Below are 20,429 nucleotides of genomic sequence, written 5' to 3' on the forward strand. Positions count from 1 at the left end.
CTTAACAGACTGTAGCTTCCTGTCCTGAATCAGAACCTGTTGACAGCCGTAGTCCATTGTTGCTGAGTGGCGATCCAAAACTAAACTGTATTAACGACTCGCATCATTGGTGAGCAGCTAAAGCTGCTCGAAGGCTTTTCCGCCCCGCCCTACTCGCGCTAGCGGCGCGGAGCGCTGAGTACGGGGCTACCAAGCTACTCTGCTGTGTCATGCTTTCTTCTCTCTCTGCTCTGCCAGTTCACCTCTACCGCTGCCTAAGCTGTGGTCAGGAAGGGCTGAGCTTGCCGCCAGCGCGGGAGCCAGGGTCTGCTGTGGATCGGGTTTATTGTCCCCGCTGTGGCCAGGTTTACCCTCTCCTATCTTCCGGGGCGGTGGATTTTCTAGCCACCTCGCCGGAGTTGCCCCTCACTCCAGCTCAGGCCATTGCCCATCTGCCCGGCTTTGCCTGGGGCTACGATCGCCTTTGGCGGCCCTGGGCGCTGTCGCTGTTATCGGGGGAGAGCTTCGCCAGCGAGCGGGAAGGCCGATTGTTGGCGGAGCTGGTGGGGGAGGCAGATCCTGTCTTGGACTTGGGCACGGCAGGGGGGTACTGGAGCCGCCTCCTCCTGGCCAGGGATCCGCAGCGGACGGTGATTGGCCTGGACAATGCGGCAGGGGTACTGGCCGAGGCAGCCCAACAGGCCCAGCCCCACTGGCAGCACTACAGCCTAGTGCGAGCCCGGGCGGAACAGCTTCCCCTCGCCTCGTCAGCCTTTGGGGCGGTGATCAGCGGCGCCACCCTGAACGAGGTGCCCTTGGATCCCTGCTTGCGGGAAGTGGCCCGCATCTTGCGGTCTGGCGGGGTGTTTGTCTCGATGCACAGCCAGCAGGTGCAGGGATGGGGGCAGACGGTGCAGCACTGGCTGGAGGCGACCGGCCTTCGCTTTTTCTCCGCAGACCAGTTGCGCCAGCACTTTGCCCAGGTGGGGTTGCGCTTGGAGCGCTATCTCAGCTTCGGCTGGGTGGCTTTTGTGCAGGCGGTGCGCCTCTAGGGGATCCACTCCAGGCCAACGCCAACGCTGGATTCCCGCGCCAAGCTCGAGTGGCGCAGGCTGTAGCGGGCAGCGAGACGAAGGGAAGGGCTAATGGCGTAGGCAGCAGTGATCTCCGCTAGGGTGGCCTGTCCTTCTTCCGGCTCCTGCGGGGCCACCCAAGTGTAGCTGCCAGTCAAGTCGGCGGCTCCGGGCGCCAGGGCCAAAACGGCAAAAGCCCCATAGCTCACCCCGCTGAGGCGGCGGTTCTTTTGTTCCAAGGCTCGATAGCCCAGTTGGGGGGCCAGATTCAAGCGGGATCCCATGGGGGCAAGAAAGTAACGCACCTCTGACCCGTACTGGCGGATTTCTGGGTTCTCAGAAGATTGGCGATAGTCGCCGCTGAGGGTGAGGCGATCTCCCAGGCGCAAGTCCTGCAAGCTGATTCGCCACTCAGAAGCTGACTCGAAACCCGCCTGCAAACGGGTGGGCAAGACAGGAGTATCGCGGATTTCTTCCAGAAGATTGGGAGGGCCTTGCAGCCAGCGGCGCAACACGGGGCTATCCTCCACAATTTGGCTATCCAGCCCCAGATCTAGAACGGCTGAGAGGGCAGTTGGCCGCGGATCCGCTTCCCTGCGGCTCGCTTGTGTCGAATTGGCCCAGGCCGGCGATGCTGGCATCAGCCCAGCCCCAAGAAGCAGCATACCCAGGCAAAGCCCTCTACCAGATTGCCCTATCACCTGCAACCCCCGCCCCTCCCGTCCTCAACTGTAGCTGCTTCCAAAAGGATCTTTCATCTTTTTTCATGCAAACTCACGGGGGTCGCGGCTCTCAGCAGCGTAGGATGAGACCACAAGGAGGGCCCGACAACGGCAATGCAAAGACTAGCTGTTTCGGCTGTTGGCCATGACTCGCAGCCGCTGGGCCAGGTTTTGCAGTTGCCGCTCGAATTGCAGATTTTCCCGCTGCAACTGGCTAACTTTCTCACAGCTATAGAGAACCGTGGTGTGATCTTTTCCTCCAAAGTAATCGCCAATTTTGGGCAAGCTGAGGTTGGTGTAGTGGCGCATCAAAAACATAGCAATTTGCCGCGCTTGGCTGATGTCTCGCTTGCGGGAGGATCCCAATAAGCTTTCTCGGTCGATGCCGAATGCTTCACAGACTACGTCGATAATCATGTCGGGCGTGATCTCCTTGGGCTCACTGGGAGGGTTGAGAATGGGCTGAATGGTCTCCACACTCATCGGCAGGCCGGAAATGGAGACGTAGGCAACAGCACGGATGAGGGCACCCTCCAGCTCGCGGATGTTGCTGGTGTAGGTGGTAGCAATGTATTCAATGACCTCAGACGGCAGGCTCATCCCCTCGTACTCGGCTTTTTTCTTGAGAATGGCCATGCGGGTCTCGATGTCCGGCGGTTGAATTTCCGCAATCAAGCCCATCGAAAACCGAGAACAGAGCCGCTCCTGCAGCCGAGGGATGAGGTGAGGGGAGCGGTCGGCGGCCAGTACGATCTGTTTGCCTGACTCATGCAGCGTATTAAAGGTGTGGAAAAACTCCTCTTGGGTGTACTCTTTGCCTTCGATAAATTGAATGTCGTCCACCAATAAAATATCCACATCTCGATAGTGCTCCCGGAAAGACTGCATGCTGTCTCGCCGGATGGCGTCGATTAAATCGTTGGTGAAGCGCTCGGTGGACACGTAAAAGACTTTGGCCTGGGGATTCGCTTCCAGTTGGTAGTGGCCGATGGCCTGCATGAGGTGGGTTTTGCCCAACCCTACTCCGCCGCAGAGAAACAGCGGGTTGTAGGCCCGCCCAGGCTTGTCGGCCACGGCCAAGGCCGCCGCATGAGCCATGCGGTTGTTGGGACCAACCACGAAACGCGAGAAGGAATACTTGGGGTTGAGATCCGGAGCTCGCATGGGCAGGCTGCCGCTCACCTCCAGCCCCAGGGTGGCGGAAGCCGGAAAACTGCCGGCCCAGCGGGAGGTTGAGGCCCCAGCCGCTGTTGAAGGAGGGTCTTCTTCCACCAAGGCCTGGGGAGCGACGGAAAACTCCACCTGCAAAGGGATCCCGGCCACCCGCTGCACCACCTCAGTGATGGTGGAGGCGTAGTGCTTTTGCAGCCAGCCCCGCGCCCATTCGCTAGGAGTCGAGATGGTGAGGCGATTGTCCACCAACGACTCAGGCCGCGCCGTCTTGATCCAAGCCTCAAAGGTTGGACGGCTGAGCTGCACCTGTAGATGCCCCAGAGCTTCGTCCCAGAGTTGATCTAGGGAGATATCCACACCACACACCCAGAACGACACAGCCAAAGCCCAAAGAGAACAGGGGCGCCAACCCAGTGCCTCTGCTCTCTCGACTTGGACTTGGGATTCCCAATTTAGCTGCTCGGCGTGGGGCGGCCAATCTAGCAATTTTCCGTCGAGCCTGCTAGAATGGCACCTTGCTGATTGTCTGCAAGTGGACTGGGCTTCCCCCTCACCAGCCGCAGCAGGCCTTGTTGACATGATGAGTGGGTCTACACCATGACTCAGCGTACCCTTCGTGGCACCAATCGCAGACGCATTCGCGTCTCTGGGTTTCGGGCCAGAATGCGCACAGCAACCGGGCGGCAAGTCTTGCGGCGGCGGCGGGCCAAGGGGCGTTATCGCCTGGCTGTTTCTTGAGGCGCGATCCGGCTTTAAGGGCAGGGCCCTTTGTTGAATTCAGGGTGGGATCCGCCACCATGCTGCCTGCTCCTTATCGCTTGCGGGATCGGCGAGCTTTCCAGGCGCTTTACCAAGCGGGGCAGCGTCGTTCCGGTGCGGGCTTGACCCTTCTGTTTCAGCCGATGCCCCCAGGGTGTGAAGGGATCCCCAGCCAGGTGGGGTTGGCAGTTAGCAAAAAAGTGAGCAAATCGGCGGTACGGCGGAACCGGCTGCGGCGTCGCCTGCGGGAGGCCATACGGCCTCTCTGTCCAAACCTAAAGCCTGGCTACCAGTTGCTGCTCATCCCCAAGCCCAACCTGCTCACCTACAAGTGGCCAGAGCTACAGGCAGAGGTGCATCGTCTTTTGCAAAAGGCCGATCTGCTCGTCGATCCAAGCCCAGATCCTGGGCCTTCTTAGAGGCTGGGCAGGCTGCACTACCCGTGCTAGCCTGGTGCCATCATCTGCTGCTGGTTGCACCAGATATGGGGTGGGATGTACATCAAGCGGATCGAGCTGACCCGATTTAAGTCGTTTGGCAGCACGACCTCGCTGCCCCTGTTGCCGGGTTTTACGGTCATCTCCGGCCCCAACGGCTCCGGCAAGTCTAACATCCTGGATGGGATCCTATTTGCGCTGGGGCTGTCTTCCTCACGGGGGATGCGGGCAGAGAGGCTTTCGGATCTGGTGCATTCCGGCAGCCTCAACAGCAACCGGCGGGTGGAGACCCACGTTTCCGTCACCTTCGATCTGGGGCCGGGAGAAGATGGCCAGCCCAGAGAATGGAAAGTCAGCCGTCGGCTGCGGGTCAGCCCCGGCAAGGGGGAGGATCCCGACTCCCTGCCCTACACCAGCACCTTCTACATCAACGATGTGCCCTGCACCCTGAGCGAGCTGCACGAGCAACTGGAGGCGATGCACATCTACCCCAACGGCTACAACGTTGTCTTGCAGGGGGATGTTACCAGCATCATCTCCATGAACTCCAAGGAGCGGCGGCAGATCCTCGACGAATTGGCGGGGGTGGCCACCTTCGACCGCAAGATCGCCCAGGCCAACGCCAAGCTGGAGGGGGTGCGAGAACAAATTGAGCGCTTCCGGCTCATCGAGCAGGAATGGCAAGCCCAAAGAGAGCGGCTGCTCAAGGAGAGCGGAAAGGCGCAGCAGTACCAGCAACTGCGGCTGCAGTGGCAAACGCTGGAGCAGCAGCAACAGGTGTTGCTCTGGCGGCATTTGCAAGCCCAAGTGGAAGCAACCCAGGCAGCCATTCGTCAGCTTTTGGTAGCTCAGGAGCAAGCCACTGCTCAGGTGCAGACCTTGAGCGAGCAGTTGCAGCAGGCCGAAGCCGCCCTGAGCGAGCTGCAAAGCCGCATCCACGCCCTGGGGGAGGAAGAATACCTGCACCTGCAGGCCCAGATCGCTGCCACCGAAGTGCAACGGCAACAGCTCAGCCAACAGATCGCAGCCTGGCAGCAGGAAATCGAGCAAGCGCAGCGCCTGCAGCAGGAGCGCCAAACCCAACAGCAGCACCTGCAGACAGAGCTGGAACACCTGCAAAGCCAACAGGAGCAACTGGCCCAAGCCCAGGGATCCCTGCAAGCCCAGGTGCAGAAAGCCCGAATCAGCCTGGAGCAAAGCCGCGAACAACTGCGGGCCCTGGCCCAATCTGCCGAGGCCTGGGTCAAGCAGCAGCGCTACCTCACCCGCCACCTCGAAGAGATCCGCGCCGAACAGGAGCCTCTGCAGCAGGAGCAAATTCGCCTGCAAGAGCGACAACGGCAACTGGAACGGCAAAGCCAGGAGACCCAGGCGGAGATCGCCCAGATCGAGACGTGGCTGGGATCCCACCTGGCCCTCACCGCCGAGCTGGAACAGGCCTGCCGGCAGTCGGAAGCCCAGGTGCAGGCCCTGGCCCAAGAGCTGGCGCAACTGCAATCCAACCTGGAGCTGGATCGCGCCACCCACGAGCGGCTGGCCGCCGAGTTCCACGCCAAGCAGCGGCAACTGGACAAATGGGAGACCCGCCGCCAAGTGCTGCAAGAATCCCAGGGATCCCGCGCCACCCAGGCCATCCTGAGCGCCCGCCTGCCGGGGGTTTTGGGATTGGTGGCCCAGTTGGGGCAGGTGGATCCCCAGTATCAACTGGCGCTGGAGATCGCGGCAGGCAACCGACTGCACTTTGTGGTGGTGGAAGATGACAGCGTCGCCGTCAGCGCCATCAACCTCTTAAAGCGGGAAAAACTGGGGCGCGCCACCTTTTTGCCTCTGAACAAGCTGCCGCCCGCCCGCCCGCCCGCCCCCCTCAACTTAAACGGTCTGATCGACTACGCCATTCGTTTGGTGCACTTTGAAGAGCGCTACCGAGATGTTTTTGGCTTTGTGCTCGGATCCACCCTGGTTTTCCAGAGCCTGGAGCTGGCCCGGCCCTACATCGGCCAGCACCGCATGGTCACCCTGGAAGGGGAGCTGCTGGAAACCTCAGGGGCCATCAGCGGCGGCACCAGCCCGCAGCGACAGGGGATCCATTTTTCTGCCGGCGAACACTCGGAAGGGGAAGCCCTGCGCGCCCGCCTGGCCGATCTGGAAGCGCTGCTGGCCGCCCTCACCCCTCGCCTAAAAGCCGCCCAAGCCCGCGAAAAACAACTGGCCCAGACCCTGCTCCTGGCCCGCCAGGATGCCCTGCAAGCCCGGCAATATCTGGAGCGACACCAGGCCGATTGCCAAAACCAGCAGGCCCGCCTGCAACACCTACAGGGATCCCTGACGCAATGGCAAAGCGAAAGCCACCAGATCCAGCAGCGGCTGCACCAGATTCAACTCCGCTGGGATCCCTTGCAACAGCGCCTGGCCGCCCTCACCCTCAAGCTCAGCCAACTGGAGGGATCCCCGGTCAACCAGCACTGGCAGCAACTGCAGCAGACAGTGCAGCAGCAGGAGAGCCACCTGGCGGAGCTGCAACACCACCTGGCCCACCTAGAGCGACAGCAACAGGAGAACCTCAGCCAGCAACACCTGAAGCAGGCCCAGATCCAGCACCACCAGGAGCGCCTGCAAGAGGGCGAACGGCGTCAGGCCCAACTTCAAGAGCAAATCGCCCAGGCCCAGGCCACTCTCGCCCAAATCCAGCAGCACATTGCCGAGCAACGGCAACAGATGGGCCAGATTGAAGCCCGCCTCGCCCACCTGCGCCAAGAGCGAGAGCGGCAGGAATTTCAACTGCGCGCCCAACAGCAGCAGCTCCAACGCCTGGAATGGGAACGCTACAACGCCCTCACCCAACAGCAAGAAAAAGAGGCCATCCTGGCCCAACTGCAAACCCAACTGCAAGCTGCGGCCCAAGCGCTGCCGCATCCCCTTCCCCCCTTGCCCCCCCACCTGACCCTAGACGAGCTGCAGCAGCAAAAACGCAAAATCGAAGAGCAATTGCGATCCCTGGAGCCGGTGAACATGTTGGCCATCGCCGAATATGAACAGACCCAAGCCCGCCTAGGGGATCTCAGCGCCAAACTGGCAACCCTGCACCAAGAGCGCACCGAATTGCTGCTGCGCATCGAGAACTTTTCTACTCTGCGCCGCCAAGCGTTTTTGGATGCCTTCCATGCCATCAACAGCCATTTCCAGACCATCTTTGCCCAGCTTTCCGAGGGCGAGGGCTACTTGGAATTGGAAAACCCAGAGGATCCTTTGGCTGGGGGTCTGACCCTGGTGGCCCGCCCCAAAGGCAAGCCGGTGCGTCGTCTCAGCGCCATGTCGGGCGGAGAAAAATCCTTGACGGCCCTCAGCTTTATTTTTGCGTTGCAACGGTTTCGCCCCTCCAGCTTTTATGCCTTTGACGAAGTGGACATGTTTTTGGATGGGGCCAACGTGGAAAAGTTGGCCGACATGATCTGGCAGCAATCCCGCCAGGCACAATTTTTGGTGGTCAGCCTGCGCCGCCCCATGATCGAAAAAGCCGAGCGCACCATCGGGGTGACCCAGGCTCGCGGCGCCTACACCCAAGTAATTGGCCTGGTCAACCCCACCGCTCACGTCGGCTAAACTAGACCGACACTTTTATTTTGTGGTGGAGATCCTCTCGCCCACCGATTCTTGGGTTCAAGCCCAGGCCAAGATGCAGGAGCACTTGGACAACGGCTGCCGCTTGGGGTGGCTTTTGGATCCCAAGGCCAAGCGGGTGATGATCTACCGGCCAGGACAGGCGCCGGAGCTGGTGGAAGACCCAGAAACCTTGTTGGGAGAAGACGTGCTGCCCGGCTTTACCCTGCCCATCCGCAAAATCTGGTCTGCCGAGAGCTAGAACCTGCCAGGGTTGCCCTTACCTCCAGACCTACAACCGCTAGGGTTTTGAGAGGCAAAAAATAGGCACCCCCCACTGCGGACAGTGGCAGAAGGGAGTGCGCGGGGTTTATTCTATTCGCAGCCTCTGCAAAAAGGCAGGTCGCCATGAAGAGATGGGCGCAGGCAGGAAGAGTGTGGGCAATGGCCGTGGCAATCGGCGGGATCCTTCCAGCCAGCGTGAGAGGCCAGGCAGCTCTGCCACCCGTTCCGGTCGTCCCCTCAATTGAGGAGCCAAGTGTTGCGCCAGCCTCGCCCTCCCAAGGGGCGCCAGCCAATCCCGCGCTTCGGCCCCCTTCTTCTGCGCCAGCCCTGGGCCAGGATCTGCGCTATCTGGTAGGGCTGTTCATCAACGAGTCTTGGCAGGCGGGCAACCAGGCTGCTGCGGTCAACTACAACGACCTCTACACCCGCCTGTTGGCCCGCACCTACAGGGATCCCCGCCCGCCCATCGAAGTTGAGTATGAGCTAATTCGAGAGATCCTGCGCGAATATGGGGATCCCGCCGATCGCTTCTGGGATCCGCAAAGCTTTAGGGACTTGCTCAACCGCCCTCGTCCATCCCTCCAGGCGCGTCAGATTGGGCCGCGCCAGGTTTACCTGGCAGTGCCGGAGCTCACCCCTGCCACCGCCCAGCAGATCCGCCAAGCCCTCTACACCCAGGATTACAGCCAGGGCGTCGTCCTGGATCTGCGCGGCTCCATCGGCTACGACCCCCAGGTGGTAGCGGATGTGGCACGCCTATTTTTGCCCCGCTCCATGCAGCCGCTGCTGGTTACCGAAGACCGCTTTGGCCAGCCTACCCCCTGGAACAGTGAAAACTTGCCCCTCGCCGCCGGGATCCCGTTGGCCGTCCTTGTCGATGGCAACACCCGCCAGGGGGCTACCCTCCTGGCAGCCCAGCTGGGAGCTAGCGGCAGCACCGTTATTGTGGGACAGACCACCCAAGGCAGCGAGCGCCAGACCCGCTTCTTTGCCCTGCCTTCTGGCGCGGCAGTGGAACTGGCTGTAGCCACTTGGAAAACAGGCGATGGACGCTCCCTGGCCCAGGGTTTGGTGCCCCTGCAAAGGGTGGAGGGGGATGAGAATGCCTGGCTCAAGGCCGCCCTAGAAGCCCTGGCCCTGCCCCCCCGCCGCCCCAGCCCCCCGCCCCGCCCCACCGTCCTGGTTCAAGAGGGCCGCGTCGGTCGTTTTGTCCTGGGCATGGATACCGGCAACGTCGATACCCACCTTTTGGGCAACGTGGATCTAATCCCCGCCGAGTCGCGGGCCAACGTCTTCCAGCCCAACAGCGACCTGAAGATCTTCTACTTGCAAGACTACATCCTCTTTGCCTACCGCCGTCCGGGCGTTCTCAATAGCTTTTTTGCCGACCGCATCTACACCACCCACCCCGAAGCCATGACTGGCGAAGGGATCCGCATTGGCTCCACCTACTCGGAAGTGGTTGCTGTTTACGGCGGCCCCGGCGAAAACGGCTACAACGAGGTGGTGCCCTACCCCAAAGGCAGTCGGGAATACCTGCGGGAGGATCGCTACTACGTCAACTACGATGCCCTGGGCCTGTCCTTTGCCTTTGCGGTGGGCTCCAACCGGGTCACCGCCATCGGCCTGTTCAAGCCGGGGAGTTGAGGACGGAAAAGTTAATCGATTGTTAACCTTTTTGTCAAACACCCTCAACACCCCCCCGAGCAATGGGGTAAATTAGTGCAGCAACCCCGCAAAGGGGATTTTTTGTGCCGTTCACAGACTGTAGGAGAAGCTCTTGGCAAACGTTGTGGTTGTCGGTGCCCAGTGGGGCGACGAAGGAAAAGGTAAGATCACCGACCTCCTCAGTGAAAAGGCGCATGTGGTCGTCCGCTACCAAGGCGGGGTTAACGCAGGACATACCGTGGTGGTGGGGGGCCAAATCTTTAAGCTGCACCTGATCCCCTCCGGCATCCTCTACCCCGACAAGCGCTGCATCATCGCCAGTGGCACGGTGATCGACCCTGAGGTGTTGCTGGCCGAGATCGACCAACTGCACCAACTGGGGATCTCCACCCACAACCTCTACATCGCCGAAACCGCCCACGTGACCCTGCCCTACCATCGTGTCATCGACGTGGCCGAGGAAGAGCGGCGCGGCATCTATAGGCTGGGCACCACCGGGCGAGGCATTGGCCCCACCTACGCCGACAAGGCCGAGCGCATGGGCATCCGCGTCGTGGACTTGATGTATCCCGATCAACTGCGGGAGCGCCTCAGTTGGGCCATTCCCTACAAGAACGTTTTGCTGGAAAAAATCTACAACCTACCCCCTCTGGATCCTGAGCCAATCATCGAGCAATACCTGGCCTATGCGGAGCGGCTGCGCCCCTACGTCACCGACGCCGCCCTGCTCCTCACCCAGGCCATCGAAGAGCGGCAAAATATTCTCTTCGAGGGGGCACAGGGCACGCTGCTGGATCTCGACTACGGCACCTACCCCTATGTCACTTCCTCCCATCCTATTGCCGGTGGTGCTTGCGTTGGTGCCGGGATCGGCCCCACCAGCATCGACCGGGTAATTGGGGTAGCCAAGGCCTACACCACCCGCGTCGGCGAAGGCCCCTTCCCCACCGAGCTCAAGGACGAGATTGGCGCTTACCTGGGGGCAGCGGGAGCCGAATTTGGCACCACCACCGGGCGGCAGCGGCGCTGCGGCTGGTTCGATGGCGTGATTGGGCGTTATGCCGTGCGGATCAACGGCCTCGACTGCCTGGCCATCACCAAATTGGATGTGCTGGACGGCCTAGACGAGATCAAGGTGTGCGTTGCCTATGAGTACCAGGGGCGCGAGATCCGTCACTTTCCCAGCGATGCCCGCGTCTTTGCCCAGTGCAAGCCCATCTATGAAACCCTGCCCGGCTGGAAGTGCTCCACCAAAGACTGCCGCTCCCTTGAGGACTTGCCTCCCGAAGCCTACGACTACCTGAAGTTTTTGGCCCAGTTGATGCAGGTACCGATTGCCATCGTCTCCCTGGGAGCCAGCCGCGACCAAACCATTATCGTGGAGGATCCCATCCATGGCCCCAAGCGCGCCTTGCTCTACCCCAACGGCAGCAGGCAGGTTCACGCCCTCATGCCGGACTAACAAGCGGAGAGAGAGGCAGTGGGCGGCACCTGCGGTCGCCTCCGCCGCCACCAAGGATCCGCTAAGCTCAAAGGTAAAGGTTGCTTGCGTTGTCTTCTGGTCTTGCCATGGCTGCTCCCACCTACTCCATCATCACTTTTGGCTGTCAAATGAACCGGGCCGACAGCGAGCGCATGGCCGGGATCCTGGAGTCACTGGGGTATGTGCCCGCCGAAGACGAGCTACAGGCAGACTTGGTTCTCTTCAATACCTGTACCATCCGCGACAACGCTGAGCAAAAGGTGTATTCCTACCTGGGCATCCAGGCGCAGCGCAAGCGGAAAAACCCCGCCATCAAGCTGATCGTGGCCGGCTGCGTGGCCCAGCAGGAGGGAGAGCGGCTGCTACGCCGCGTCCCAGAGCTCGACCTGGTCATGGGCCCCCAGTACGTCAACCGCCTGGGGGATCTGCTGGCCCAGGTGGAGGCTGGCAACCAGGTGGTGGCCACTGAGCCCATCGAGATCCCGGAAGACATCACCAAACCCCGCCGGGATAGCCGGGTGACAGCCTGGATCAACGTCATCTACGGCTGCAACGAGCGCTGCACCTACTGCATTGTGCCGTTGGTGCGGGGACGGGAGCAATCGCGCCAGCCGCAGGCCATCCGCGCCGAGATTGAGGACGTGGCCCAGGCCGGCTATCGCGAGGTCACCTTGCTGGGGCAAAACATCGACGCCTACGGGCGGGATCTGGATCCCAAGACCAACCTGGCCAGCTTGCTGCGCTTTGTCCACTCGGTGGAAGGGATCGAGCGGATTCGCTTTGCCACCAGCCACCCGCGCTACTTCACTGAAGAGCTCATTGCCACCTGTGCCGAGCTGCCCAAGGTGTGCGAGCACTTCCACATCCCCTTCCAGGCGGGCAGTGACGAAGTCCTCAAGCGGATGCGGCGCGGCTACACCCAGGAGCGCTACCGCCAGCTCATCCAGCTCATCCGCCAGTACATGCCCGAGGCCACCATCAGCGCCGATGCCATCGTTGGCTTCCCCGGTGAAACGGAAGCCCAGTTTCAAGAAACCCTGCAACTGGTGCAGGATATCGGCTTTGATTTCCTCAATACTGCCGCCTACTCTCCCCGCCCGGGCACGCCAGCGGCGGAGTGGCCCGACCAAGTGCCGGAAGAGGAAAAGAGCGACCGCCTACAACGGCTCAACCGCTTGGTAGCGGAGGTGGCTGCCGCCCGCAGCGCCCGCCTGCTGGGCCAGGTGCAGGAGGTGCTGGTGGAAGGCCCCAACCCCAAAAACCCCCGCCAAGCGATGGGACGTACCCGCGGCAACCGCATCGTCTTCTTCGACGGCGATCCCGAGCCATTGCAGGGATCCCTGGTGCCAGTGCGCATCACTGCTACGCGGGCTTTCTCTCTTAGCGGCGAGATTGTCAGGGCAGGGGAAGGGAAACCCCAACCTGCAGAGCTGGAAGTTTGCGCCTAAGCCCACGACGAGGATTGAACTCGTGACCTCCCCCTTACCAAGGGGGTGCTCTGCCACTGAGCTACGTGGGCGGCATGGTGGGCCGAGTTGGATTCGAACCAACGTAGGCGTAAGCCAGCGGATTTACAGTCCGCCCCCTTTAACCACTCGGGCATCGACCCACAGACGCTGGTTCCCTATAGTAGCAGAAAAAAGGATGTAAATGCCCAGGAGCAACCTCTGGGGGGTTGAGGGGAGCTCTCCCCGGCCAAACTGGAGAGAAAACTTGGTAGGGTGGAAGACAGTCTTCTAGCTTGCGACTATGGTTTCAACCCTCGGCACGCCCCCTTCTGTCAAATCCGTTTCTCCCAACCAGTCGCTGCAGCCGTTAACCAGCCGCGTCAACAGCCAGGGCCACCTGGAGATTGGCGGCTGTGACGTGGTGGAGTTGGTACGTCAGTTTGGCTCCCCCCTCTACATCCTGGACGAATGGACCCTGCGGCAGGCCTGCCGCCTCTATCGCGACACCTGGGCCCGCTGCTACCCTGGACAATCCCAAGTCTTGTATGCCACGAAAGCCTGGAACTGCTTGGCCATCTGTGCTTTGGCGCTGCAAGAAGGGCTGGGGCTAGACGTGGCCTCTGGCGGCGAGCTGTACACTGCCCTGCAAGCAGGGGCCAGGGGTGAGGAGCTCTACCTGCACGGCAACGCCAAGTCGGCAGAGGAGCTGGCCATGGCCCTGGAGGTGGGCTGCACCCTGGTGCCGGATAGCCTCTACGAGCTGCAGCAGGTAGCTGCTCTGGCCACCCCTGAACGACCCGCCCGCTTATTGGTGCGGGTTAACCCCGGCATTGACGTCCACACCCATGAGTACATCCGCACCGGCCAAACCGACAGCAAATTCGGCATTGGTCAGTGGCAACTGCCGGAGGTGTTTGATTTTCTGGCAGCCCATCTCCAACTGCACTGCGTCGGGCTCCACGCCCATATTGGGTCTCAGATTTTTGATCTGCAAGGACACCGCGACCTGGCGGGGGTACTGGCTCAGATCTGGCGGCAAGGGTTAGACAGAGGCCTGCCCCTCCAGGAGCTCAATGTGGGCGGCGGCCTGGGGATCCGCTATGTCGAATCCGACGATCCCCCGTCCATCCCAGAGTGGGTGGAAGCGGTAGCCACTGCCGTGCGGCAGAGTTTCACCGCCGCCGGGCTCCCCCTGCCCAAGGTGCTCTGCGAGCCTGGACGATCCGTGATTGGCCCGGCTGCTGTTACCGCTTATACCCTGGGGGGGCAAAAACGGATCCCGCCCAGCGAAGACCTTCCCGAAGGCCGCCTCTACGTCACCATCGACGGCGGCATGTCCGACAACCCCCGTCCTATCACCTATGGGGCCCGCTACACTGCCCTCTTGGCCAACCGCCCTGAAGCCGAGGCCACCCAGCGGGTAACAGTGGCCGGCAAACACTGCGAGTCGGGGGATGTGCTCTTGAAAGATGTGCTTTTGCCCAACCCAGCGCCTGGCGACGTCCTAGTTGTGTTGGCCACCGGGGCCTACAACTACAGCATGGCCTCCAACTACAACCGCTTCCCTCGGCCAGCGGCGGTGCTGGTCAACCAGGGTGAGGCCCAGTTGATCCTGCGGCGGGAAACTTATGCGGATTTGATCCGTCAGGACATCTTACCGGAGCGCTTGCAACGGTGAAGGGAAGAGATGGCTGCCTGTAACCGTTGCTGTTGAGGGGGGCTTGGTTTTTTCTGCAGCAGTGACCCCGCTGGCTCTCGGGCAGGAAAGACTGGAAGACAGGTAGGAGGTGAGTGGTAGGCTGGTCAGGGGGCCGCAGTCCAACAGGGGTTCCGGAACCAAAAGGTTCTGGGGCGCAGGATGGCGTAGGCAAAGGGTCCGCAACGAGGGGAGCGTGAACGGGGTTTTTCGGCATGCTGGCGGCCTTATGGGCTTGGCTACAGCAATTTAACGTTCTCAGCCTGTTGGACTGGGCTCTGGCCGTCTTGCTATTGGCTTTGGCCCTCTATTACACCCGCGAGAGCCGGGCCGGGGTGCTAGTGCGGGGATTTATGGTGCTCCTGGTGCTGTATCTGGCCACAGCCTCGCTGCCACTGGTGCACCTGATTTTGGATCGCCTGCTCCTTGCTGCGGCTATAGCGATGGGGGTACTCTTTCAGCCGGAGTTTCGGCGGCTCTTGGAGCAACTGGCAAAAGCCATCCGCATAGAGTGGGTAGATCCAGAAGGCAACGACGAGGACGACCCAGAGGAAGAGTTGGTGGAGGAGGTGGTGCAGGCGGTGCGAGAACTCTCTCAAAATCGGACAGGGGCGCTGATTGTGATCGAGCCAGATCAGCCAATCGACTCGCGGGTGTTCACCGATAAAGGAGTTTCTTTGCAGGCGCGGGTATCGCGGGAGCTCTTACAGACGATCTTCCAGACCTCGACGCTCCTGCACGATGGGGCTGTAATTATCCATCGGGATCGGATTCGCGCGGCAGGGGTGATCCTGCCGGTTTCGGAGCGAACTGCCTCTCGCCAACTAGGCACGAGGCACCGGGCGGCGATGGGGATCACAGAACAGGCCAATTGCTTGTGTATTGTGGTCTCAGAGGAGACGGGATCCATCTCACTGGCAGAAGGCGGACGCCTCGAGCGACCCCTGACCAGTGCCAAGCTACACGAACTGCTGGTGCAGCGGTTGCGTCATCCGCGTGAAGCCAAAAAACGGGATGCTCCCCTGCAGGGATTGTGGGCCCACCCGTGGATTCGCAATGGACCGTTGCGCTGGTGGGGATCCCTGCCAGATCTAGCCAAATTCCCTCGCAAACCTGAGAAAACCCTTCCCAAAGACTGATCCGCATGACCCTTTCTCCTGCCCATCTTCTGCAGTTGCCTGCCGACCTGGATCCGCAGTTGTTGCCCCGCCATGTGGCAGTGGTCATGGATGGCAACGGGCGGTGGGCGCAAAAGCGAGGCTTGCCCCGCAGTGTCGGGCATCAGCGCGGGGTAGCGGCTTTGAAGGAGTTGCTCCGCTGCTGTCACGATTGGGGGATCCCTCTCCTCACCGCCTACGCCTTCTCCACGGAGAACTGGGGCCGCGCCCGCGAGGAGGTGGATTTTCTCATGACCTTGTTCGAGCAGGTGCTGTGGCAGGAACTGGCGGAAATGGTGCAGCAGGGGGTGCGCATCCAGTTTGCCGGCCAGTTGTCGGCCCTGCCCCAGTCTTTGCAGGACACGATCCTGCATGCGGTGGAACGCACCCAGCACAACGAGGGCATTTGTCTGACGGTGGCCCTCAACTACGGCGGCAGACAGGAGATCCTGCAGGCTTGTCGCTCGATTGCCACCCTGGTGCAGCAGGGGCTTTTGCAACCGGATCAGATCGACGAAGCCCTCTTCTCCCAATTTCTCTACACCACTGGCCTCTCCGATCCCGACCTGTTGATCCGCACCAGCGGCGAGATGCGCATCAGCAACTTCCTGCTCTGGCAGATGGCCTACACCGAGCAGTACTTCACCCCCATCCTCTGGCCGGACTTCGACCGCGCCGCCTTTCACCAAGCCTTGCTCAGCTATCAGTCGCGGCAGCGGCGCTTCGGCAGATAAGACCTTGACGGATCCCTGCCTGCTTCAATCAAACCAGACCCTCACCCCCAACCCCTCTCCCTCAGGGAGCTAGCCCTCACCCCCAACCCCTCTCCCTCAAGGAGAGGGGAGTTAGGGAACGACGTAACGAACCGTTTCGTTGCTGTTTGAAGTGGCTGTATCTCAAGCCGGCTTGGGACGACTTGAATGAACAGGCAGCACAAATGTATACCTGAAGCTCCCCAACTAGCGCAAAAAGCTGGTTATCAGCCACATCACCCCAAACGTGATCCCCACCAACAGGGCACCAGGGGCATCGCCGCCGGTAAGGGGAAGGGCAATGCCGTAGGCCAACATCAGTCCTAGGCTCAGTCCTGCCAGCGCCAAGAGCAAAGCGCGAAGGAAGCGGCGCTCCTTGCGGTACAGGAAATAGATGCAGGTCATCAGCCCCAGCGCCAGTTGCAGGGAGGGATACTCATCAGGGGCCAAGACAACCCAACCCACCAGTCCTCCCAGCAACACGGCGGGCCAGAGCACATCCGGGGCAGAAGGGCTATCCAGCCAACGGCTAATCCAAGGGGGATTTTGGGCAGCAGGACGGGGCAAACTCAGTTCCGTCTCCAGACGGGCAGCCCGTTGTTCAGCATAGCGAATGCGGTCGGGGACAGCGATCTTGCCCTCCTTGCGCAGGCGCAGGCGCTGCATCAGGATGGCATCGTAGGCTTGTTCCACCCGCTCCTGCTGCTGTTCATCCGCACCCAAGCTGGCCAGGAGCCGTGCCCGTGCCGATTGGATCTCCTCAAAGGAGGCTTCTTCGCTGACCCCTAAGACCTGATACGGACTCATCTCAGCCATGACGACCAGCCCTGTAACTCTCTATCACCTTAACCCAGCCGCCAATTCAGCGGCAGTCGCTGACGGCAGGGGTTGGGTTGCCTGACCCTCAAGGGATCCAGCAGCAGAGCGGAGGAGAGCCTGCAGGGAGCGGGCCACCTGCTCAACCGCAGCTTGGGTGGTGGCCTTGCCCAGGCTGAGGCGGATAGATCCCAGGGCCTCGGCCTCGGAATAGCCCATGGCCAAAAGGATGCGGCTGGGGATCCGCTGGCCGCTGCTACAGGCAGAGCCGGCGCTGATGGCGATTCCCTGGCGGCTCATCTCCCTCACCAGCACGTGCCCCGGGATCGCGGCAGTGCAGTAGCTGAGGTGGTGGGGCAGGCGTTGCTCCAGATCCGAGGGGCCGGTCAGCCGCAAACCCGGCACAGAGGCCAGCAACTGGGCCAGCTGCCGTTGCAACTGCCGCAGGCGGGCCGTCTCCTGCTCCAGCTCTTGGGCTGCCAAAGCCGCCGCCACCCCTAGGCCGACAATGGCAGGGATCCCTTGGGTGCCGGCTCGCAGCCGCCGTTCTTGCCCGCCCCCCCGCAGCAGCGGTTGCAGCTCCACCCCTGGGCGCACATAGAGTGCCCCCACCCCCTGCGGCCCGTAAAGCTTATGCCCAGACAGGGAGAGCAGGTCTACAGGCAGTTGCGCCAGATCCAGGGGGATCCGCCCCACAGTCTGCACCGCGTCGGTGTGGAAGAGCACTCCTGCCTGGCGACAAAGGCGGCCCAGCTCGGCAATCGGCTGCAGGGATCCCACCTCATTCTGGCCGTGGACGATGGAGACCAGAACGGTGTTGGGCTGCAACGCCTGGATCAAGGTTTGGGGATCCACCTGGCCGGCGGAGTTCACCGGCAGACGGGTTACCTCCCAGCCCTGGGCCTGCAACCGACGGGCGGCATTCTCCACCGAGGCGTGCTCGACGCTGGAGATGATGAGATGCTGGGGAGTGGAGTAGCGCTGCGCCACCCCAAACAGGGCCAGGTTGTTGGACTCCGTTCCGCCAGAGGTAAACAGCAGCGTCTCCGGCTCACAGTTGAGCAGCTCGGCCACCTGCTGCCGCGCCCGTTCCATGGCCATGGCCGCCCGTTCTCCCCACCCATGCAAGCTGGAGGGGTTGCCCCAACTTTCCTGCATCGCCAGCCCCATAGCCTCGATCACCTCAGGCCGAGGCGGAGTGGTGGCGCTGTGGTCAAAGTAAAGTGCGGGATCCAGAGGCGACATGCGAGCTTGACAACCCAGGACTCGATGTCCCCATCTTAGTGCCGGCGCGTTGGCAGTTCACACCCCTTGCCGCAGCCGTTCCAGCACCCCCAGGTCTTCGAGGGTGGAGGTATCGCCGCTGATGCCGGAGCCGGCAGCCAGTTGCCGCAGCAGGCGGCGCATGATCTTGCCAGAGCGGGTCTTGGGCAGCGCCTCGGTGAAGCGAATCTCGCTGGGGCGGGCGATGGCTCCGATCTCCTCGACCACATGTTGCATCAGTGCTTGGCGCAGCGCTTCGCCCGGCTCGTAGCCCTCCGCCAAGATGACAAAAGCCACGATCGCCTCTCCCTTGATCTCGTCCGGTCGCCCCACCACCGCTGCCTCCGCCACAGCTGGGTGAGAGACCAGCGCCGATTCCAATTCCATCGTGCCCAGACGGTGGCCGGCAACATTGATGACATCGTCCACCCGGCCCATCACCCAAAAGTAGCCATCTTCATCCCGGCGGGCGCCGTCCCCGGCAAAGTAGAAGTACTGCCCATCCTTGGGCGGGATCCGCTCCCAGTAACTGGAGCGGAACCGCTGCGGATCTTTGTAAAGGGTGCGCATCATGCCCGGCCAGGGACGGCGGATCACCAGATAACCCCCTTCTGGGGCCGGGTTCCCTTCCATGTCGACCACATCTGCCGCAATGCCCGGGAAAGGGCGGGTGGCGGATCCCGGCTTGGTGGGTGTAACTCCCGGCAGGGGCGAGATCATAATGCCGCCGGTTTCGGTCTGCCACCAGGTATCCACAATCGGGCAGCGCCCACTGCCGATGACGGTGTAGTACCACATCCAGGCTTCCGGGTTGATCGGCTCGCCCACGGTGCCCAACAGCCGCAGCGAGGAGAGGTCATGCCGGCGGGGCAGGGCGTCGCCACTTTTCATAAAAGCCCGGATTGCCGTGGGGGCGGTGTAGAAAATCGAGATGCGGTGGCGGGCGATCAGCTCCCAGAAACAATCGGGTTTAGCAGGTCGGGGCGCCCCCTCGTACATAAACACCGTCGCACCATTGGAGAGGGGGCCATAGACGATGTAGCTGTGGCCCGTGATCCAGCCAACATCGGCAGTACACCAGTAGATGTCTTCTTCTTGCAAATCGAAGATCCACTGACAGGTGACGTGAGTGTAGAGGTTGTAGCCGCCGCTGGTGTGGACAACGCCTTTGGGCTTGCCGGTGGTGCCGGAGGTGTAGAGGATAAACAGCATCGCCTCCGCGTCCATAGGCTCGGCGGGGCAGGCTTCTTCTAGGCTGGGGGCCAGCTCATGCCACCAGATATCTCGATCCGGGATCATCGACACAGCTTGTCCTGTCCGCTGCACCACCAGGACTTTTTCGACGCTGGGCACCCCTTCCGCCAGCGCCAAGTCCACTTGGGGCTTGAGGGGGACGATGGCATCTTTGCGCCAGCCCCCATCGGCGGTAATGACGACTTTGGCTTCCGCATCCCGCAGCCGCTCCTTGAGGGCCTCGGCGCTGAACCCGCCGAACACCACCGTATGGGCTGCCCCGATCCGCGCACAGGCCAGCATGGCCATGACGGCCTCCGGGATCATCGGCATGTAGATCCCCACCCGATCCCCTTTTTGAATGCCCAGAGACTTGAGGCCGTTGGCCCAGCGGCAGACCTCGCGGTGGAGCTGCTCGTAGGTCAGGGTGCGAGTGTCCCCCGGCTCCCCCTCCCAGATGAGGGCGGGCTTGTGGCGGCGGCCATTGTCCAAATGGCGATCCAGGCAGTTGTAGCTGAGGTTGAGCTGCCCCCCCACAAACCATTGCGCCTGGGGCGGATCCCAGTGCAACACCTGCTGCCAAGGCTGAAACCAGTGCAATTCCTGCTGTGCCAGCCGCTCCCAAAACCCCAAGGGATCCGCTTCCGCCTCTTGGCAAATCTGTTGGTAGCGCTCAGGGGTGATGCGAGCCCGCTGCACAAACGAGGGAGGCGGCGGGAAAAGGCGTTTTTCCTGCAGAATCGACTCCAGGGCCGGTTGAGACATGGGGACAAGACCGGTACAGACAAAGGGATCCCAACCGCGCCGCGGCTCCCTACAAGGGACGACGGGAGGGAGGTGGGAATAGGATACCTACCCCAGCAGGGGTAGAGCAAGGGAGCGATCCCC

General features: G+C 61.8%; 16 protein-coding genes and 2 tRNA genes. 11 read left to right on the plus strand and 7 right to left on the minus strand.

The window, feature by feature from the left end:
• The first annotated feature begins 209 nt into the window (after window positions 1-209).
• A complete protein-coding gene (locus tag NW863_RS04575; RefSeq protein ID WP_414364788.1) occupies window positions 210-1,031 on the plus strand; it encodes a class I SAM-dependent methyltransferase in 822 nt (273 codons plus the stop codon).
• On the opposite strand, the gene NW863_RS04580 is transcribed toward NW863_RS04575, so the two are convergent.
• Entirely contained in the window at window positions 1,028-1,693 is a 666-nt protein-coding gene (locus NW863_RS04580) for a hypothetical protein (protein ID WP_414364790.1), read from the minus strand. The two genes, NW863_RS04575 and NW863_RS04580, sit on opposite strands and share 4 nt — an antisense overlap.
• 204 nt (window positions 1,694-1,897) lie before the next feature.
• Window positions 1,898-3,304 (minus strand): chromosomal replication initiator protein DnaA, encoded by a 1,407-nt coding sequence (dnaA, locus tag NW863_RS04585; RefSeq protein WP_414364792.1) that lies wholly within the window; start codon window positions 3,302-3,304, stop codon window positions 1,898-1,900.
• A 240-nt stretch (window positions 3,305-3,544) separates the two neighbouring features.
• Between dnaA and rpmH the strand changes: the two genes are divergently transcribed.
• The 7 genes from rpmH (at window position 3,545) to miaB (ending at window position 12,624) form a co-directional block, all read left to right on the plus strand.
• Window positions 3,545-3,685 (plus strand): 50S ribosomal protein L34, encoded by a 141-nt coding sequence (rpmH, locus tag NW863_RS04590; protein ID WP_011434477.1) that lies wholly within the window; start codon window positions 3,545-3,547, stop codon window positions 3,683-3,685.
• 59 nt (window positions 3,686-3,744) lie between these two features.
• Window positions 3,745-4,125 (plus strand): ribonuclease P protein component, encoded by a 381-nt coding sequence (gene rnpA, locus NW863_RS04595; RefSeq protein ID WP_414334703.1) that lies wholly within the window; start codon window positions 3,745-3,747, stop codon window positions 4,123-4,125.
• Between the two features lie 75 nt (window positions 4,126-4,200).
• Window positions 4,201-7,743 (plus strand): chromosome segregation protein SMC, encoded by a 3,543-nt coding sequence (smc, locus tag NW863_RS04600; protein WP_414364794.1) that lies wholly within the window; start codon window positions 4,201-4,203, stop codon window positions 7,741-7,743.
• Window positions 7,709-8,002, plus strand: coding sequence for a Uma2 family endonuclease (locus tag NW863_RS04605; RefSeq protein ID WP_414364795.1), 294 nt, complete (start codon window positions 7,709-7,711; stop codon window positions 8,000-8,002). Before smc ends, NW863_RS04605 begins: the two co-directional genes overlap by 35 nt.
• A 182-nt stretch (window positions 8,003-8,184) precedes the next feature.
• Window positions 8,185-9,672 carry a S41 family peptidase gene (locus NW863_RS04610; protein WP_414364797.1) on the plus strand — a complete coding sequence of 496 codons (1,488 nt, stop codon included), beginning with the start codon at window positions 8,185-8,187 and terminating at the stop codon, window positions 9,670-9,672.
• A gap of 133 nt (window positions 9,673-9,805) precedes the next feature.
• A complete protein-coding gene (locus NW863_RS04615) occupies window positions 9,806-11,155 on the plus strand; it encodes an adenylosuccinate synthase (protein ID WP_414364798.1) in 1,350 nt (449 codons plus the stop codon).
• A gap of 107 nt (window positions 11,156-11,262) precedes the next feature.
• Window positions 11,263-12,624, plus strand: a complete 1,362-nt coding sequence (gene miaB, locus NW863_RS04620) for a tRNA (N6-isopentenyl adenosine(37)-C2)-methylthiotransferase MiaB (RefSeq protein ID WP_414364817.1) — start codon at window positions 11,263-11,265, stop codon at window positions 12,622-12,624.
• Here miaB and NW863_RS04625 read toward each other — a convergent pair.
• Together NW863_RS04625 and NW863_RS04630 are read right to left on the minus strand one after the other, a co-directional pair.
• A tRNA-Thr gene (locus NW863_RS04625) sits at window positions 12,624-12,695 on the minus strand. The genes miaB and NW863_RS04625 overlap by 1 nt on opposite strands.
• A gap of 4 nt (window positions 12,696-12,699) precedes the next feature.
• Window positions 12,700-12,785: transfer RNA gene (locus NW863_RS04630), tRNA-Tyr, on the minus strand.
• Between the two features lie 140 nt (window positions 12,786-12,925).
• Here NW863_RS04630 and lysA point away from each other — a divergent pair.
• The 3 genes from lysA (at window position 12,926) to NW863_RS04645 (ending at window position 16,211) form a co-directional block, all read left to right on the plus strand.
• Window positions 12,926-14,302 carry a diaminopimelate decarboxylase gene (gene lysA / locus NW863_RS04635; protein WP_414364800.1) on the plus strand — a complete coding sequence of 459 codons (1,377 nt, stop codon included), beginning with the start codon at window positions 12,926-12,928 and terminating at the stop codon, window positions 14,300-14,302.
• 233 nt (window positions 14,303-14,535) lie between these two features.
• Entirely contained in the window at window positions 14,536-15,459 is a 924-nt protein-coding gene (gene cdaA / locus NW863_RS04640) for a diadenylate cyclase CdaA (RefSeq protein ID WP_414364802.1), read from the plus strand.
• 5 nt (window positions 15,460-15,464) lie between these two features.
• A complete protein-coding gene (locus NW863_RS04645; protein ID WP_414364804.1) occupies window positions 15,465-16,211 on the plus strand; it encodes an isoprenyl transferase in 747 nt (248 codons plus the stop codon).
• Window positions 16,212-16,436: 225 nt separating this feature from the next.
• On the opposite strand, the gene NW863_RS04650 is transcribed toward NW863_RS04645, so the two are convergent.
• Genes NW863_RS04650 through acs form a run of 3 tightly spaced genes read right to left on the minus strand, consistent with a single transcriptional unit; the run spans window position 16,437 to window position 20,306 of the window.
• Window positions 16,437-17,036 (minus strand): CPP1-like family protein, encoded by a 600-nt coding sequence (locus NW863_RS04650; protein ID WP_414364806.1) that lies wholly within the window; start codon window positions 17,034-17,036, stop codon window positions 16,437-16,439.
• Window positions 17,037-17,069: 33 nt separating this feature from the next.
• Entirely contained in the window at window positions 17,070-18,290 is a 1,221-nt protein-coding gene (locus NW863_RS04655) for a cysteine desulfurase family protein (protein WP_414364808.1), read from the minus strand.
• A 57-nt stretch (window positions 18,291-18,347) separates the two neighbouring features.
• Window positions 18,348-20,306, minus strand: coding sequence for an acetate--CoA ligase (gene acs / locus NW863_RS04660; RefSeq protein ID WP_414364810.1), 1,959 nt, complete (start codon window positions 20,304-20,306; stop codon window positions 18,348-18,350).
• Window positions 20,307-20,429 lie beyond the last annotated feature (123 nt).

The sequence above is a fragment of the Synechococcus sp. B60.1 genome (assembly GCF_047462555.1).
In the GTDB taxonomy this organism is placed as follows: domain Bacteria; phylum Cyanobacteriota; class Cyanobacteriia; order Thermostichales; family Thermostichaceae; genus Thermostichus.